The following is a 17,362-nucleotide window of genomic DNA, read 5'->3' as shown; positions in this document are numbered from 1 at the left end:
AATAGTCCCGAACTCGTCCACAGCATCCTCGCTGTGTTGTATTTCAAAGGAACCTCGCCCCCACCGGAAACAAATCCGGCAAGGAACGGGGTAATCAACATATCTGGCGTTGACTTTTGGCACGCTGTTGAGTTCTCAAGGAACGGACGCTTCCTTCGTACTCACCCCAGCCATTCGGCTCAGGCTTTCCTCCGGGCGCTTCCCTTCGGTGTTCCCGACTCTATCAGACCGTTTCCGTATCCGATTTCCTCGGTGCTTTCCGGGAAAACCGCTTCCGCGCTTTTCCTTTCCGGCGGTTCCGACTTTATCAGAAGATTCTGAGTCAGAATTTCCGTCTGCTTCGGGAGGCTTCCTCGCGCACTGGGCGCTCGGGGTTCCCCCTCAGGCGGAGCCGTAAACATACTGGGGCGGGGCGCCCCGACGCAAATCGAGGTGCCCCGCCCCAGGTTGGCGCTGTGTCAGGTCAGACCTCGACCACGACCGGCAGGATCATCGGGCGGCGCCGGTAGTTGTCCGAGACCCACTTGCCGAGGGTCCGGCGGATCAGCTGCTGGAGCTGGTGCGGCTCGACCACGCCGTCCTGGGCGGAACGCTCCAGGACCTCGACGACCCTCGGAAGCACCTCGCTGAACGCGGCGTCCTCGATACCGGAACCCCGGGCCTGGACATGCGGGCCCGCGGTGATCTTCCCGGTACTGGAGTCGATCACGACGAAGACGGAGATGATGCCCTCGTCGCCGAGGATCTTGCGGTCCTTGAGCGCGGGCTCGCCCACGTCACCGACGGAGAGGCCGTCCACATAGACATAGCCGGCCTGGACCTTGCCGACGATCTTCGCCTTGCCCTCGACCAGGTCGACGACGACACCGTCCTCCGCGATCACGATGCGGTCGTGCGGGACGCCGGTGAGGGCGCCCAGCTCGGCGTTGGCCCGCAGATGGCGCCACTCACCGTGGACCGGCATCAGGTTGCGCGGCTTGCAGATGTTGTAGAAGTACAGCAGCTCGCCGGCCGAGGCGTGGCCGGAGACGTGCACCTTCGCGTTGCCCTTGTGGATGACGTTGGCGCCCCAGCGGGTCAGGCCGTTGATCACACGGTAGACCGCGTTCTCGTTGCCCGGGATGAGGGACGACGCGAGGATCACGGTGTCGCCCTGGACGATCCGGATCTGGTGGTCGCGGTTGGCCATCCGGGACAGCGCGGCCATCGGCTCGCCCTGGGACCCCGTACAGACCAGTACGACCTGGTGGTCCGGGAGGTCGTCGAGGGTCTTGACGTCCACGACCAGGCCTGGGGGGACCTTGAGGTAGCCGAGATCACGGGCGATGCCCATGTTGCGGACCATCGAGCGGCCGACGAAGGCGACCCGGCGGCCGTGCTCATGGGCGGCGTCGAGGATCTGCTGGATGCGGTGGACGTGGCTGGCGAAGCTCGCCACGATGATCCGCTTGCGGGCGCCCGCGAAGACCGTGCGCAGGACGTTGGAGATCTCCCGCTCGGGCGGGACGAATCCCGGCACCTCGGCATTGGTCGAGTCGGAGAGGAGGAGGTCGATGCCCTCCTCGCTCAGCCGGGCGAAGGCGTGCAGATCGGTGAGGCGGTGGTCCAGCGGGAGCTGGTCCATCTTGAAGTCACCGGTGTGCACGACCATGCCGGCCGGGGTGCGGATGGCGACCGCGAGCGCGTCCGGGATGGAGTGGTTGACGGCGATGAACTCGCAGTCGAAGGGGCCGATGCGCTCGCGGTTGCCCTCCGTCACCTCCAGGGTGTACGGACGGATGCGGTGCTCCTGGAGCTTGGCCTCGATCAGGGCGAGGGTCAGCTTGGAGCCGATCAGCGGGATGTCCGGCTTCTCCCGCAGGAGGAAGGGGACACCGCCGATGTGGTCCTCGTGGCCATGGGTCAGGACGATGCCCTCGATGTCGTCGAGGCGGTCCCGGATGGACGAGAAGTCCGGAAGGATCAGGTCGATCCCGGGCTGCTCCTCCTCCGGGAAGAGCACCCCGCAGTCGACGATCAGCAGACGGCCGCCGTATTCGAAGACCGTCATGTTGCGGCCGATCTCACCGAGACCGCCGAGCGGGGTGACTCTCAGGCCGCCCTTGGGCAGCTTGGGCGGGGCACCGAGTTCAGGATGCGGATGACTCAAAAGACTCTCCTCACCACGCACGCCACGTACCCGTTGGCACGTGGCGCGTGTGACGTTCGTGCACTTGCAGTTGTCGATGGTCGGCCGCGTACGGCGTGGGGGCCGGACGCGGGTGGTGCTTGTTCAGTTGTGAAGTCTGTGAGGGAGCTCTACCCCGGAAGGGCTAGAGCTGTACCCCGCCCGCGGCGAGATCCTTGGTGAGCTGGATCGTCTCCTCGGGGGTGAGCCCGATCATCGGCAGCCGCAGCGGACCGCCGGGCAGTGCCTGGAGGGCGAGCGCGGCCTTGGTGGTCATGACGCCCTGGGTGCGGAACATCCCGGTGAACACGGGCAGCAGCCGCTGATGGATCTCGGTGGCCTTCCGCACATCACCGGAGGTGAACGCGTCGATCATGGACCGCAGCTCCGGGGTGACGACATGGCCGACCACGGAGACGAACCCGACCGCCCCGACGGACAGCAGCGGGAGGTTCAGCATGTCGTCGCCCGAGTACCAGGCGAGACCGGAGCGGGAGATCGCCCAGCTCGCGCGGCCGAGGTCGCCCTTGGCGTCCTTGTTCGCGACGATCCGGGGGTGCTCGGCCAGCCGGACGAGTGTCTCGGTGTTGATGGGGACACCGCTGCGGCCCGGGATGTCGTACAGCATCACGGGGAGCCCGGTGGCGTCCGCGATGGCGGTGAAGTGCTGGCGCAGGCCGTCCTGCGGGGGCTTGTTGTAGTACGGGGTGACGGCGAGCAGGCCGTGGGCTCCGACCTTCTCGGCGGCGTGCGCCAGCTCGACGCTGTGCCGGGTGTCGTTGGTGCCGACCCCCGCGACGACATGGGCCCGGTCGCCCACGGCGTCCAGGACGGCTCGTACCAGCTCTGCTTTCTCCGTGTCCGTGGTGGTCGGGGACTCGCCGGTGGTCCCGTTGATGACCAGCCCGTCGTTGCCCGCGTCCACCAGGTGGGTGGCGAGCCGCTGGGCGCCGTCGAGGTCGAGTACGCCGTCCGCCGTGAACGGCGTGACCATGGCGGTGAGGACCCTCCCGAAGGGGGTCTGCGGAGTGGAGGTCGGAGCCATGGGTAACACGCTACTCGCTGCTCAGCGCGCGGTCCCCCCTTGGGGGGACGCCGGGTGGTGTGACAAAGCACCGGGGACATGACGGAGAAGGAGCCCGGCACTGCCTGCTCGGGGGTTCAAGCAGTGCCGGGTCCGTTTGTTCAGGCTAGATGAACTTCACGAAATGCCGCAATACGGACACCTCTGACGAGCCAACCGCACATCAGTACCGCTGAGCGGTACCCGGTGTCCGCCGAAAGGCCGTACGGGGTCAGGGGGCGACCCGGCCATTGGCGTTGAAGGCCTCGTACGTGAGCGGCATGAGTTCCGCCCAGCGCGCCTCCATCCGCTCCCCCACCATCTCGATCTCCCGCTGCGGGAACGAGGGCACCTTCGCGAGCTCGTGCTGGGTGCGCAGACCGAGGAAGTGCATCAGCGAGCGCGCGTTGCACGTGGCGTACATGCTGGAGTACAGGCCGACGGGGAGCACCGAGCGCGCCACCTCACGGGCGACACCGGCGTCCAGCATCTCCCGGTACGCCTCGTACGACCGGAGGTAGGAGTCCTCCATGGCCCGGCCGACGAGCTCCTGCTGCTGCTCGGTGCCCTCGTCGAAGACGTACTTGCCGGGGCGGCCCCGCTGGACCAGCTTGCGGGACCCGTCCGGTACGTAGAAGACGGGCTGGAGCTCCCGGTAGCGGCCCGACTCCTCGTTGTACGACCAGCCCACGCGGTGCCGCATGAACTCGCGGAACACGAAGATCGGGGCGCTGATGAAGAACGTCATCGAGTTGTGCTCGAACGGACTGCCGTGCCGGTCGCGCATCAGATAGTTGAGCAGGCCCTTGGAGCGCGCGGGGTCCTTGCCGAGCTCGTCCAGGGACTGCTCGCCGAGGGTCGACACACGGGCCGCGAACAGCACATCGGCGTCACTCGCGGTGTGCTTGACCAGCTCGACGGTGATGTCGCCGCGGAAGCTCGGCTTCTGCTCGCCGGCGGGGGTGTCGGTCACGGTTCGGGGGGTCCTTCCGTCGTCGCTCGTGCGGCGCCCACTCTACGACCCGGTGCGAACCGGTACGGAACTGTGGCGTAGCGCGAGCAACCCCGTCGGCATCCGGTGAACTTCTGTGAATTCCGTGAAACGGGGCACCCCACGGGGTGTTTACGCGTCTGTACGGGTGAGGAGCTTCACGATCGGGACCGCCGATCGAGCCCTTCGACCGAGCCCCTTGAGAGGAGCCACATGTTCCGCCGACGCGAGCCCGTACCCTTCGCCTTCGTCGCCGAGGCCGACCAGTTCCGCAGCAATGTCACTCCCCCGCCCCGGGAGCGCGCCACACCCGGCCAGCTGGCCGGACGGACCCTGATGGGTCTGACGGTGGTGGCCGGCCTGGTGGGGTCCCTGCTGTTCGGGATGCCCGCGCTGTCGCCGGAGCAGTCCCCGGCGCGCACCCAGCAGTCCGAGGCCACGTCCCACGGACGCTGACCCGGGATCTCCGGTCACCGAGGGTGACCGGGGGTATGCGTGACGGATCCGGGTCCGGCCGGGGAAACCTCTCCGACCTGCGAGGTTGTCCGGGCGTGACTCGTCCGGACCCCCAAGGGTGGTCGCCGACGTCACGTATCGATAGCCTCACCGGGCACAGTCCGTGCGTTGACCGAGTGAGGACCAGTCGTGCCCCTGCCCTTCCTGACGGCGGACCGCGCCTTCGACGAGGCATCGGACGGTGTCGCACTGCCGTTCGACGACCGCGACCGCTGGCGCCGCCCCTACCGGCCCGGACCCTGGCGGGTGGGCGCCGCCGCGCTGCTGCTGCTGCTCGCCTCGTACGTCCTGTTCGCGACCATGATCATGGCGCTGGCGAACTCCCTGAGCGCCGCCGGTATCTGTATGGCGGTGGCGCTGCTCGTCATCGGGGCCGCGCTGCGGCTGCTGCGGGTGGGTGTGTGGGTGAGCGCGCAGGGGCTGCGGCGGGTGGGGTTCCTGACCACCGTGAGCCTGGCGTGGAACCAGGTGGGTGAGCTGCGGACGGCCCAGCAGCCGGTGCGCTGGCTGGGGCTGCCGCGGACGGTCCAGGGACAGGCGCTCGTCCTGCTGCGGTCCGATCGGCGCGGTGACGCGCCCGTACCGCTGATGACGACCCACAACGCCGACTTCATGGCGCGGTCGGACGCCTTCAACCGGGCGGCGGACACCATCGAGGTCTGGGCGGACGAGTACCGGAGCCCCTGAGCCGCACCGCTGCACATGACTGCGCCCGGTCCCGGGTTCCGGGGCCGGGCGCAGTCATATGTCAGACGCCGGTCCGGCGCCCTTCGCGCAGGGCGATCGCGTGCTGCATGGCCTTGCGGGCACGCGGTGTGTCACGGGCGTCGTGGTAGGCGACGGCCAGCCGGAACCAGCAGCGCCAGTCCCCCGGGGTCAGCTCCGCCTCCTCCTTGCGCCGGCGGAAGACCTCGTCGGCGGAGTCACGGTCGATCCGGCCGCTGGGGGTGCGCCGCAGTTCGTCGAGGGGCAGTCCGCCCTCGCGTTCCAGTTCCTCGGCGAGGCGGTTGGCCTTGCGGACGAACTCGGTGTTCTTCCAGAGGAACCAGGCACCGATCAGCGGCAGGATCAGCACCGCCACCCCGAACGTGACGGTGACCAGGGTGCCTTCCCGGATCAGGAACACCCCCCGGCTGCCGACCAGGACGAAGTAGACGACGAGGACGGCCGCGGCGAGGGCGTAGGTCAGTTTCGCGCCCATCGGGATCAGCCGAGGTCCAGGAAGTGTTCCAGGCCGAAGGTGAGGCCTGGGGTGTCCACCACGCGGCGCACGCCCAGCAGGATGCCGGGCATGAAGCTGCTGTGGTGCAGCGAGTCATGGCGGACGGTGAGCGTCTCGCCCTCGCCGCCGAGCAGTACCTCCTGGTGGGCGAGGAGCCCGCGCAGCCGCACGGCGTGGACGGGGACACCGTCGACGTCGGCGCCGCGGGCACCCTCCAGCGCGGTGACCGTGGCGTCCGGCTGGGGGGCGCTGCCCGCTTCGGCGCGGGCGGCGGCGATCAGCTGGGCGGTGCGGGTCGCGGTGCCGCTGGGTGCGTCGGCCTTGTTCGGGTGGTGCAGCTCGATGACCTCGACGGACTCGAAGTAGGGCGCGGCGATCTGCGCGAACTTCATGGTGAGGACGGCGCCGATGGAGAAGTTCGGCGCGATGAGCACGCCGGTCTCCGGGGACGCGGCGAGGGTGGTGCGCAGCTGCGTGAGGCGGTCCTCGGTCCAGCCGGTCGTCCCGACGACGGTGTGGATGCCGTGCCGTACACAGAAGTCGAGGTTGCCCATGACCGACCCGGGGGTGGTCAGCTCGACGGCGACCTGGACGCCCTGGTCGGCCAGGGTCTCCAGCTTGTCGCCGCGGCCGAGGGCGGCCACCAGTTCCAGGTCGGCGGCGGCTTCGACGGCTCGTACGGCCTCGGAGCCGATACGGCCCTTGGCTCCGACGACCGCCACACGCAGCTTGCTCATGTGCTTGTTCCTTACGGGGTGGGGGACGACACGGGGAGTCAGCCGACCGCTTCGCCGAGCCGGGCCGTCTGCTTGTCCTTCAGCGGGCCGATGACCGACAGCGACGGACGCTGCCCCAGGATGTCGCGGGCGACCTCCCGGACCTCGTCCGGGGTGACCGCGGCGATCCGGCCGAGCATGTCGTCGACCGACATCTGCTCGCCCCAGCACAGCTCGCTCTTGCCGATGCGGTTCATCAGCGCGCCGGTGTCCTCCAGACCGAGGACGGTGGAGCCGGCGAGCTGACCGACGGCGCGGGTGATCTCGTCGTCGGACAGTCCGTGCTCGGCGACCTGGTCCAGCTCGTCGCGGCAGATCTTGAGCACATCGTTGACCTGGCCCGGCCGGCAGCCCGCGTAGACGCCGAAGAGGCCGCAGTCCGCGAAGCCCGAGGTGTACGAGTACACGCTGTAGGCGAGGCCGCGCTTCTCGCGGACCTCCTGGAAGAGCCGGGAGGACATCCCGCCGCCGAGGGCGGTGTTCAGCACGCTGAGCGCCCAGCGGCGTTCGTCGGTCCGGGCGAGGCCGGGCATGCCGAGGACGACATGGGCCTGCTCGGTACGGCGGTCGACGACATCGACCCGGCCCGCGGTGCGGATGGCGCGGCGGCCCTCGCGGGGGGCGAGGGGGGTCGCGTCGGCGCGGTCGAGGGCGCCCGCCCGCTCGAAGGCGGCGCGGACCTGGCGGACGACCTTGTGGTGGTCGACATTGCCCGCGGCGGCGACGACGAGGTGGGTCGGGTCGTAGTGCTTCTTGTAGAAGCGGCGGATCCGGTCCGCGGTGAGCGCGTTGACGGTGTCGACCGTGCCGAGGACCGGGCGGCCGAGCGGGGTGTCACCGAGCATGGTGTGCGCGAACAGGTCGTGCACGCAGTCGCCCGGGTCGTCCTCCGTCATCGCGATCTCTTCGAGGATGACGCCGCGCTCGGCGTCCACGTCCTCCTGGCGGATGAGGGAGCCCGTGAGCATGTCGCAGACCACGTCGATGGCGAGCGGCAGATCGGTGTCGAGCACCCGGGCGTAGTAGCAGGTGTACTCCTTCGCCGTGAAGGCGTTCATCTCGCCGCCGACCGCGTCGATCGCGGAGGAGATGTCGAGGGCGGTCCGCTTGGCGGTGCCCTTGAAGAGGAGGTGCTCCAGATAGTGGGTGGCGCCGTTCAGCGTGGGCGTCTCGTCGCGGGAACCGACGTGGGCCCAGATCCCGAAGGTCGCGGAGCGTACGGAGGGCAGGGTCTCGGTGACGACCCGCAGGCCGCCCGGCAGGGTGGTGCGGCGCACCGTGCCGATGCCGTCCTTGCCCTTGAGCAGGGTTTGGGTACGGGCGACGGCCCGCGTCTCCGAGGAGACACGGGCCGTCGCGCGCAGACTACGGGACGTCACTTGGCGGCGTCGTCCTTCGCGTCCTCGGAAGCGTCCTCGCCCTCGACCACGGGGATCAGGGAGAGCTTGCCGCGGGAGTCGATCTCGGCGATCTCGACCTGGACCTTCTGGCCCACACCGAGCACGTCCTCGACGTTCTCCACACGCTTGCCACCGGCGAGCTTGCGGATCTGCGAGATGTGCAGCAGACCGTCCTTGCCCGGGAGCAGCGAGACGAACGCGCCGAACGTGGTCGTCTTGACGACCGTGCCCAGGTAGCGCTCGCCGACCTCCGGCATGGTCGGGTTGGCGATGCTGTTGATCGTGGTGCGGGCGGCCTCGGCGGCCGGTCCGTCGGCGGCACCGATGTAGATGGTGCCGTCGTCCTCGATCGTGATCTCGGCGCCGGTGTCCTCCTGGATCTGGTTGATCATCTTGCCCTTGGGGCCGATGACCTCGCCGATCTTGTCCACGGGGATCTTCACGGTGATGATCCGCGGGGCGTTCGGGGACATCTCGTCCGGCGTGTCGATGGCTTCCATCATCACGTCGAGGATGTGCAGACGCGCGTCACGGGCCTGCTTCAGCGCGGCGGCCAGGACGGACGCGGGGATGCCGTCCAGCTTGGTGTCGAGCTGGAGGGCGGTGACGAACTTCTTGGTACCGGCGACCTTGAAGTCCATGTCGCCGAAGGCGTCCTCCGCACCGAGGATGTCGGTGAGGGTGACGTAGTGCGTCTCGCCGTCGATCTCCTGCGAGATCAGGCCCATGGCGATACCGGCGACGGGGGCCTTGAGGGGCACACCGGCGTTCAGCAGGGACATGGTGGAGGCGCAGACCGAGCCCATCGACGTGGAGCCGTTGGAGCTGAGGGCCTCGGAGACCTGGCGGATCGCGTAGGGGAACTCCTCGCGCGTCGGCAGGACCGGCACCAGGGCGCGCTCGGCGAGCGCGCCGTGGCCGATCTCGCGGCGCTTGGGGGAGCCCACGCGGCCCGTCTCACCGACGGAGTACGGCGGGAAGTTGTAGTTGTGCATGTAGCGCTTGCGCGTCACGGGGGAAAGCGTGTCGAGCATCTGCTCCATGCGGAGCATGTTCAGCGTGGTGACGCCCAGGATCTGGGTCTCGCCGCGCTCGAACAGGGCGGAGCCGTGGACCCGCGGGATGGCCTCGACCTCGGCGGCCAGGGTGCGGATGTCGGTGACACCGCGGCCGTCGATGCGCTTCTTCTCCTTGATCACGCGCTCGCGGACCAGGGACTTCGTCAGCGCGCGGTAAGCGGCGGAGATCTCCTTCTCGCGGCCTTCGAACTGCGGGAGCAGCTTCTCGGCGGCGAGACCCTTGACGCGGTCCAGCTCGGACTCGCGCTCCTGCTTGCCCGCGATGGTGAGGGCCTGGGCGAGCTCGTCCTTGACGGCGGCCGTGAGGGCCTCCAGGACGTCGTCCTGGTGGTCGAGGAAGACCGGGAACTCGCCGGTCGGCTTGGCGGCCTTGGCGGCGAGGTCGGCCTGCGCGCGGCACAGGACCTTGATGAAGGGCTTCGCGGCGTCCAGACCGGCCGCGACGACCTCCTCGGTGGGGGCGTCGGCGCCGCCCTCGATCAGCTTGATGGTCTTCTCGGTGGCCTCGGCCTCGACCATCATGATCGCGACGTCGCCGTCGTCGAGGGTGCGGCCCGCGACGACCATGTCGAAGACGGCGTCCTCAAGCTCGGTGTGCGTCGGGAACGCCACCCACTGGCCGCGGATCAGGGCGACGCGGACGCCGCCGATCGGGCCGGAGAAGGGCAGCCCGGCGAGCTGCGTGGACGCGGACGCGGCGTTGATCGCGACGACGTCGTACAGGTGGTCCGGGTTGAGCGCCATGATCGTGGCGACGACCTGGATCTCGTTGCGCAGGCCCTTCTTGAAGGACGGGCGCAGCGGGCGGTCGATCAGCCGGCAGGTGAGGATCGCGTCCTCGCTGGGGCGGCCCTCGCGGCGGAAGAAGGAACCGGGGATCTTCCCGGCCGCGTACATGCGCTCCTCGACGTCCACCGTGAGGGGGAAGAAGTCGAGCTGGTCCTTGGGCTTCTTGGAAGCGGTGGTGGCCGACAGCACCATGGTGTCGTCGTCCAGGTAGGCCACGGCGGAGCCGGCGGCCTGACGGGCCAGACGGCCCGTCTCGAAGCGGATGGTGCGGGTACCGAAGGCGCCGTTGTCGATGACGGCCTCGGCGTAGTGGGTCTCGTTCTCCACTAGCGATATCTCCTCGTCTGCGTCCCGCGCGCCCGTGTGGCGGGGGACGGGGGGCGGAGAAGCGCGCCGTGTGTGCTTGCCGGTCTTCGATCGAAGCCCTCGGGGTCTGCCCCGGGGGCCACTACCGAGGACCGGCGCGGCCGGGGACGCTTCTCCTCGTCGTGTCACCTGGCGCGGTACCGCCCTGTGCGGTGCCGCGCCGTGCTCACGGCACGGGGTGCCGTGGTGGTGCGGTGCGCCGGCGCGTGGTGCGCCGCCGCGGTCGTACGTGGTACGTCGTGGTGCTTTCGTACTGCGACCAGACTACAAAGCCGCAGTGACACTCCGCACGCAGAGCGGGTGCGACGGTGTGTGCCGTGCGTGCCGCGGGGCCTGCGGAGGGTGTGTGGTGCGGGCTGTCCGCACCGGCCGGGCGCTCCGCGGTGCCGCGGGGCGGTCGGCGCGGCGGGTTCCGCGCAATGCCGAAGGGAGCGGTCCCCTGGGGTGGGAACCGCTCCCTCTCACGGCGTGCTACTTGGCGCCCGCCGCGCCACGGCGGATGCCGAGGCGGTCGACGAGGGCGCGGAAGCGCTGGATGTCCTTCTTGGCCAGGTACTGAAGCAGACGGCGACGCTGGCCGACCAGGATCAGCAGACCACGACGGGAGTGGTGGTCGTGCTTGTGGATCTTGAGGTGGCCGGTCAGGTCCGAGATCCGGCGCGACAGCATGGCGACCTGGACCTCGGGGGAGCCGGTGTCACCCTCCTTGGTGGCGAACTCGGCCATGATCTGCTTCTTCGTAGCGGCGTCGAGCGACACTCGTACTCCTTGTTTCGTCTTCGTGAGGCCGCCGAGTGCCCCTGTCACAGCGCAGGGGATCTTCCATGACTCGGCAGGCAGGGTCCGCTGGGCGCTGCCTCCAGGTCTCGGAAGATCCGGGGGTGCGTACACACACGGCCGTCGACAAGGGTACCAGGGGGGCCGGGCGCGGCTGACGGGCCTGTCAGCTGGTCATCGCGCGGGCCTTGGCGTACACGTCGAAGACGGCGAGGGCCAGCGGGACCAGGGTGAGCAGGAAGAATCCCTCGGCGATCTCCAGGAAGCGGCCCCAGAAGGGGCTGACCCCGCCGCGCGAGGCGATCAGGCCCACGGCGGTGACGAGGGCGGCCAGCACGGCGAGCGCGGCGACGAGCCAGACGGTACGGATGTCCAGGGCGGCGCTGTCACCGCGCAGGGCGTCGCGCAGCAGGCCGGCCGGGGGGTTGAGGGCGAGGCCGAGGCCGAGCAGGACGAGCGAGCCGAGACCGGCGGCGAGGGTGGCGCCGACCTGGGCCGAGTAGCGGAAGAGCTGGGCGCGCAGCAGCAGGGACAGTCCGGTCGCGAGGGCGAGGAGCTGGCCCCAGACGTCGTCGGAGAAGCCGAGGACGGCGGCGGCGGCCACCGCGACCAGGGCGCAGCCGCCGACGAGTCCGACGAGGAGTTCATGGCCGCGGCGGGCCTGGGCGGCGATCCGGTCGGCGTCCACGGGCTCGGGGGGCGCGGGGTCGTCGCCGTAACTCCCGCTCGGGCCGTAGCCGCCGCGGGTGGTGCTGGGCGGGTCGAAGCCGATGGGGAGGCGGGCGAAGCGCAGCGAGAGGCCGGGCAGGAAGGCGAGGGTGCCGACGGCGAGGGGCGCGCAGATCGCGGCGGTCTCGACGGCGGTGAGGTCGGCGAGCAGGGCCACGAAGGTGGTGAGCAGGCCGATCGCGGCGGCGAGGACGAAGGCGACGAAGGGGCCGTCGCCGCGCGGGGAGGTGATGGTGAGGACCACGGCGGCGAGCAGGACGGCGGCGCAGGCCAGCAGGAACTGGAGTTTGCCGATGCCGTGGCCGTCGGCGAGGGGCAGCAGTCCGGAACCGGCGACGGCGAGGTTGGGGAGCGCGCCGAGGCCCAGCGAGATCGCGGAGGCGCGGTCGTCGTAGACGCGGGCGCGGACGGCGCCGAGGGTCAGCAGGAGGAGTCCGGCGACGGCGGCGAGGACGCCCGGGAGGCCGTTCATGTCGTGCCGGGGGTCGGCGGACCAGGTCACGAAGGCGATGAGGGTCGCGAGGAGTCCCCCGCCGGTGAGTCCGGCGGCGCGGGTCAGTTCGCCGCTCCACAGGGCGCGGTCCCGGGAGACGGCGTCGGCGACCGCTTGGGAGACGTCGTCGAAGACGGCGGGGGGCAGCGACTCGGCGAACGGGCGCAGGGTGAGCAGTTCGCCGTCGAGCACGCGCTGGGCGGCGAAGGTGCGGGCGCTGTCGAGGACGGTGCCGTCGCGGCGGACGAGGTGGTACCCGACGGGGACCGCGACACCGGAGCTCTGCTGGGAGAGCCGGAGGATCTCGGGGTGGAGGTCGGCGACGGGGACGTCGTCGGGGAGGGCCACGTCGATCCGGCTGTCGGGGGCGACGATGGTGACCCGGCAGAAGCCGAGGCCCGCGCCGGTGGTGCTCCCCGGTCCCCGTGCGCCGCTCGGGCCGCCGGGTCCGCCGGTCGTGGTGGGGCCGCTCGCCCCGCTGGGCGCGGAGGCCGTCATGCTCACCGTTCTGTTCCCCCTTCGGGTGGTGCCGCCGGACCGCGGGTCGCGGCGGCGGGCCGGGTTCGCCGGGTTTCGCCGGGTGGTGGGGCGCGGAGGTCCCGGGCGGGGTCCTCGGTCCTCGACGGTCCGGGTGGCCCGGGTGGTTCCGGTGGCCCGGCGGTACCGGTGGTCCGGGTGGTGCCGCCGGACCGCGGGGCGTGCGGCGGTGCCGTGCCGTCCCGTCGCCGTCCGGTGCCGTGGCGGCCGGCCGGGGAGTGCGGGACGTGTGGACATCCTGTGCCGGACCGGTTCCGGCCGCGGCCCCGGACCGTACCCAATGCCCCGGTTTGCTCGGCTCGTTCGTCGTGTGCGCCCGCACACGCAGCGCAGCCTATCGCCCACCGGGCCTATGGGATGTCAGTAGGATCACGCGCGCGGCCTATGTCCGCCTGACACGGGGCGGCGGACGGAAGATACGGGGCCGTCCACGGAATTGGTGCGTATGAGCCAGATCGTCGTCAAGCGCCCGCCTCGGGCTTTGCCGTCCGAAACACCCACGGGGGACATCGTCCTCCAACCACCGCCGGAACTCCCGCGCGGGCAGGACGAGGGCACCATGATGCAGCTCCTGCCGATGCTCGGCATGGGCGGTTCGGTGGTGTTCTTCTTCATGCCCACCGCGCATCCGTTCATGAAGGTCATGGGCATGGTGATGATCGCGTCCACGATCGCCATGACCATCGCCATGGTGGTGCGCTACCGGCGCGGCGCGCAGGGACAGTTGGCGGACCTGCGCCGGGACTATCTGCGGTATCTCGCGCAGACCCGGCGGTCCACGGTGGAGACCGCCCGCGCGCAGCGGGACGCCCAGTACTTCCTGCATCCCGCGCCGGAACAGCTCTGGGCGCTGGTCGCCGAGGGCAGCCGGGTGTGGGAACGCCGCTCGGGCGACGGTGACTTCGGACAGGTGCGGATCGGGCTCGGGCCGCAGCCGCTGTCCACCGCGCTGATCGCGCCGGAGGAGGGCGCGACGGACGGCCTGGAGCCGCTGACGCAGAGCGCGCTGCACCGGTTCGTCGCCGCGCACAGCACCCTCGACGCGCTGCCGATGGCGGTGTCGCTGCGCGCCTTCTACCACGTGACGGTCAGCGGGGACGCGCAGACGGCGCGCGGTACGGCGCGCGCGCTGGTCGCGTCGCTGGCGTCGCTGCACTCCCCCGACGATCTGCTGCTGGCGTTCGGCGTCGGGCAGCAGGACGCGGCGCACTGGGAGTGGACGAAGTGGCTGCCGCACAGCCAGGCGTCCGGGCTGGTCGACGGGGCGGGCACCCGGCGGATGATCGTGAGCGACGCGGCGGAGCTGGAGTCGATGCTGTCGGCGCGGCTCACCGGGCGTCCCCGGTTCCATCCGAACGGGGCGCCGGTGCCCGAGGAGCCGCATGTGGTCGTCGTCCTGGACGGGCTGTCGCTGTCGCCGGACTCGCTGCTCGCCGGCGCCGAGGGCCTTCAGGGCGTGACGGTCGTCGAGGTGGTGCCGGGTGATCCGGCCGGCGGCCGGGGCGATCTGTCGGTGGTCGTCCAGCCGCGTTCGCTGCGGCTGGAGGCGGCGGGCGGGCAGGTGTACGAAGGGGTGCCGGACGTCCTCGCGTACGAGGCGGCGGACGCGCTGGCGCGCCAGCTCGCGCCGCTGCGGATGGCGTCCGGCGGGGACGACGACGAGCCGCTGCTCGCGAACCTGGACTTCACCGAACTTCTCGGCCTCGGTGACGCCGCGTCGGTGGACACCCGGCGGACCTGGCGGCCCCGCTCGCTCGCGGAGCGGCTGCGGGTGCCGATCGGGGTCGGTGAGGACGGCCGTCCCGTGATGCTGGATCTGAAGGAGGCCGCGCAGGAGGGGATGGGGCCGCACGGACTGTGCGTCGGGGCGACGGGTTCCGGCAAGTCGGAGCTGTTGCGGACACTGGTCCTCGGGCTCGCGGTCACGCACTCGTCGCAGACGCTGAACTTCGTGCTCGCCGACTTCAAGGGCGGCGCGACCTTCGCGGGGATGGCGCAGATGCCGCACGTCGCGGCGGTGATCACCAACCTCGCGGACGATCTGACGCTGGTCGACCGGATGGGCGACTCGATCCGCGGTGAGCTGAACCGCCGTCAGGAGATGCTGCGGGACGCGGGCAACTACGCCAACATCCACGACTACGAGAAGGCGCGGGCCGCGGGCGCCCCGCTCCAGCCGATCCCGTCGCTCGTCCTGGTGATCGACGAGTTCAGCGAGCTGCTGTCCGCGAAGCCCGACTTCATCGAGATGTTCGTCCAGATCGGCCGGATCGGCCGGTCGCTCGGGGTGCATCTGCTGCTCGCGTCGCAGCGGCTGGAGGAAGGGCGGCTGCGGGGGCTGGAGACCTATCTGTCGTACCGGGTCGGGCTGCGGACGTTCTCCGCGGCGGAGTCCCGGGCCGCGCTCGGGGTGCCCGACGCCTATGAACTGCCGAACGTGCCCGGTTCCGGGTTCCTCAAGTTCGGTACCGACGAGATGGTCCGCTTCAAGGCGGCGTACGTCTCCGGCGCCTACCGGTCCGCCGCCTCGCGGGACATCACCGCCGGCGGGCCACTGCCGGTGGACCGGCGGCCGGCGCTGTTCACCGCGGCGCCCGTACCGCTGCACTACGTCAGCGTGCCCGCGCAGCGCACGGCCGGCCGCGGCGGCGAGGGCCAGGACGACGCGCTCGCGGACACCGTCCTCGATGTGATCGTGGGACGGCTGGAGGCCCAGGGCCCGGCGGCCCACCAGGTGTGGCTGCCGCCGCTGGACAGCCCGCCGTCGCTGGACTCGCTGCTGCCGGGTCTCACCCCGGTACGGGGCCGGGGGCTGACCCAGCCCGGCTACGAGGGCGCCGGCCGGCTGGTCGTCCCGCTCGGCCTGGTCGACAAGCCGTACGAGCAGCGGCGCGACCCGCTGTGGTGCGACTTCTCCGGCGCGGCCGGGCACCTTCAGCTGCTCGGCGGCCCGCAGTCCGGCAAGTCGACGCTGCTGCGCGCTCTGATCGCGTCCTTCGCGCTCACCCACACCCCGTACGAGGTGCAGTTCTACGGTCTCGACTTCGGTGGCGGCGGTCTCGCCGCGCTGTCCGGGCTGCCGCATGTCGGCGGCGTCGCGTCCCGCCTCGACCCGGAACGGGTACGGCGTACGGTCGCCGAGGTGTACGGGGTGCTGACCCGGCGTGAGGAGTACTTCCGGTCGGCGGGCATCGCGTCGATCGCGGACTTCCGGACCCGCCGGGCGCGCGGCGACATCTCGGTCGCGGACCAGCCATGGGGCGATGTGTTCCTCGTCATCGACGGCTGGGGCACGTTCCGCGCGGAGTACGAGGGGCTGGAGCAGGCCGTCCTGGACATCGCGTCACGGGGACTCGGCTACGGGGTGCACCTCGTGCTGTCGGCGTCCCGTTCCATGGAGGTCCGGTCGAACCTCAAGGACCATCTGATGAACCGGCTGGAGCTGCGGCTCGGTGACACCATGGACTCCGAGATCGACCGCAAGGTGGCCGTGAACGTGCCGACGGGAGTGCCGGGCCGGGGTATCTCACCGCAGCGGCTGCACTTCATGGCGGCGGTCCCCCGTATCGACGGGCTGTCGTCGGACACCGACCTCGCGGACGCCACGGAGGCGCTGACCGCCGAGGTCGCCCGGCACTGGGCGGCGCCCGGCGCGCCGGAGGTACGGCTGCTGCCCCGGGCGCTGCCCGCGGCCCAGCTCCCGCCGGGGCACATGTTCCCGGAGCGGGGGATCGCCTGGGCGCTGGACGAGGACAATCTGGAGCCGGTGTTCCTCGACTTCGAGCAGGACCCGTTCTTCCTGGTGTTCGGGGAGAGCGAGTCGGGCAAGACGAACCTGCTGCGGCTGCTCATCACCCGGCTGAGCGAACGGTACTCGGGCGACGCCTGCAAGATGTTCGTGATCGACAACCGGCGGGGACTGCTGGACGCGGCTCCCGCGTCGCACCTCGCCGAGTACGTGCCGATGTCCAACTCCATGGACCACCATGTCGAGGCGCTCGCCGATCTCATCCGGCGCCGCACCCCGACCGCCGAGGTCACGGCCCGGCAGCTGCGGGAACGCAGCTGGTGGCAGGGCCCGACGGTGTACGTGATCGTCGACGACTACGACCTCGTCTCCACCTCCAGCGGCAACCCGCTCGCCGCGCTCACCGAGCTGCTCCCCTTCGCCCGGGACGTGGGCGTCCGCTTCATCGTCGCCCGCTCGACGGCGGGCGCGGGCCGCGCCTCGTACGAGCCGTTCGTCCAGCGGATGAAGGAGCTGGGCGCGCAGGGTGTCGTCCTCGCGGGTGACCCCGGCGAGGGGGATCTGCTGGGCAACGTCCGCGCCCGTCCGATGCCGCCGGGCCGCGGCACGTTCGTCTCCCGCAAGCGCGGCAAGCCGCTCGTCCAGACGGGGGTGATGGAGCCGGAGCCGGAGCCGGAGCCGGAGGGCCGGGGGTAGCGGTTGGGGGGTG

13 protein-coding genes are annotated in these 17,362 nt (G+C 70.7%); 4 read left to right on the top strand and 9 right to left on the bottom strand.

The window, feature by feature from the left end:
• Positions 1 to 321, top strand: a 321-nt coding sequence (locus AB852_RS40300; RefSeq protein ID WP_218623290.1) for a hypothetical protein, incomplete at its 5' end; no start/stop codon positions are given.
• A 142-nt stretch (positions 322 to 463) separates the two neighbouring features.
• Here the strand turns inward: AB852_RS40300 and AB852_RS30255 are convergent.
• The 3 genes from AB852_RS30255 to thyX form a co-directional block, all read right to left on the bottom strand.
• Positions 464 to 2,149 carry a ribonuclease J gene (locus tag AB852_RS30255; RefSeq protein ID WP_073793404.1) on the bottom strand — a complete coding sequence of 562 codons (1,686 nt, stop codon included), beginning with the start codon at positions 2,147 to 2,149 and terminating at the stop codon, positions 464 to 466.
• Between the two features lie 163 nt (positions 2,150 to 2,312).
• Entirely contained in the window at positions 2,313 to 3,212 is a 900-nt protein-coding gene (gene dapA, locus AB852_RS30250) for a 4-hydroxy-tetrahydrodipicolinate synthase (protein WP_073793403.1), read from the bottom strand.
• A gap of 250 nt (positions 3,213 to 3,462) precedes the next feature.
• The gene (gene thyX / locus AB852_RS30245; protein ID WP_073793402.1) at positions 3,463 to 4,203 is read right to left on the bottom strand and encodes an FAD-dependent thymidylate synthase; all 741 of its coding nucleotides are present in this window, start codon (positions 4,201 to 4,203) and stop codon (positions 3,463 to 3,465) included.
• Between the two features lie 231 nt (positions 4,204 to 4,434).
• On the opposite strand from thyX, the gene AB852_RS30240 reads away from it, so the two are divergent.
• A complete protein-coding gene (locus AB852_RS30240) occupies positions 4,435 to 4,677 on the top strand; it encodes a hypothetical protein (protein WP_073793401.1) in 243 nt (80 codons plus the stop codon).
• Positions 4,678 to 4,866: 189 nt separating this feature from the next.
• Positions 4,867 to 5,424 carry a hypothetical protein gene (locus AB852_RS30235; protein WP_073793400.1) on the top strand — a complete coding sequence of 186 codons (558 nt, stop codon included), beginning with the start codon at positions 4,867 to 4,869 and terminating at the stop codon, positions 5,422 to 5,424.
• Positions 5,425 to 5,485: 61 nt separating this feature from the next.
• Here the strand turns inward: AB852_RS30235 and AB852_RS30230 are convergent, their stop codons facing one another.
• From AB852_RS30230 to eccD, 6 genes are all read right to left on the bottom strand, one after another.
• Entirely contained in the window at positions 5,486 to 5,938 is a 453-nt protein-coding gene (locus AB852_RS30230) for a hypothetical protein (protein WP_073793399.1), read from the bottom strand.
• A gap of 5 nt (positions 5,939 to 5,943) precedes the next feature.
• Positions 5,944 to 6,696 (bottom strand): 4-hydroxy-tetrahydrodipicolinate reductase, encoded by a 753-nt coding sequence (dapB, locus tag AB852_RS30225; RefSeq protein ID WP_073793398.1) that lies wholly within the window; start codon positions 6,694 to 6,696, stop codon positions 5,944 to 5,946.
• 38 nt (positions 6,697 to 6,734) lie between these two features.
• A complete protein-coding gene (locus AB852_RS30220) occupies positions 6,735 to 8,114 on the bottom strand; it encodes a M16 family metallopeptidase (protein WP_073793397.1) in 1,380 nt (459 codons plus the stop codon).
• Positions 8,111 to 10,330 (bottom strand): polyribonucleotide nucleotidyltransferase, encoded by a 2,220-nt coding sequence (locus AB852_RS30215; protein WP_073793396.1) that lies wholly within the window; start codon positions 10,328 to 10,330, stop codon positions 8,111 to 8,113. Before AB852_RS30215 ends, AB852_RS30220 begins: the two co-directional genes overlap by 4 nt.
• A gap of 510 nt (positions 10,331 to 10,840) precedes the next feature.
• Positions 10,841 to 11,128 carry a 30S ribosomal protein S15 gene (gene rpsO, locus AB852_RS30210; RefSeq protein ID WP_073793395.1) on the bottom strand — a complete coding sequence of 96 codons (288 nt, stop codon included), beginning with the start codon at positions 11,126 to 11,128 and terminating at the stop codon, positions 10,841 to 10,843.
• A gap of 184 nt (positions 11,129 to 11,312) precedes the next feature.
• On the bottom strand, positions 11,313 to 12,866 hold the full coding sequence (gene eccD, locus AB852_RS30205) for a type VII secretion integral membrane protein EccD (RefSeq protein WP_073793394.1): 1,554 nt from the start codon (positions 12,864 to 12,866) through the stop codon (positions 11,313 to 11,315).
• 484 nt (positions 12,867 to 13,350) lie between these two features.
• Between eccD and eccCa the strand changes: the two genes are divergently transcribed.
• The gene (gene eccCa / locus AB852_RS30200) at positions 13,351 to 17,349 is read left to right on the top strand and encodes a type VII secretion protein EccCa (protein WP_073793393.1); all 3,999 of its coding nucleotides are present in this window, start codon (positions 13,351 to 13,353) and stop codon (positions 17,347 to 17,349) included.
• The last annotated feature ends 13 nt before the right edge of the window (positions 17,350 to 17,362 follow it).

Origin of the sequence: Streptomyces uncialis (assembly GCF_001905345.1) — a bacterium.
GTDB lineage: Bacteria > Actinomycetota > Actinomycetes > Streptomycetales > Streptomycetaceae > Streptomyces > Streptomyces uncialis.
Note: the sequence above shows the minus strand (reverse complement) of the source record. Positions and strands in the feature narration are given on the sequence as shown.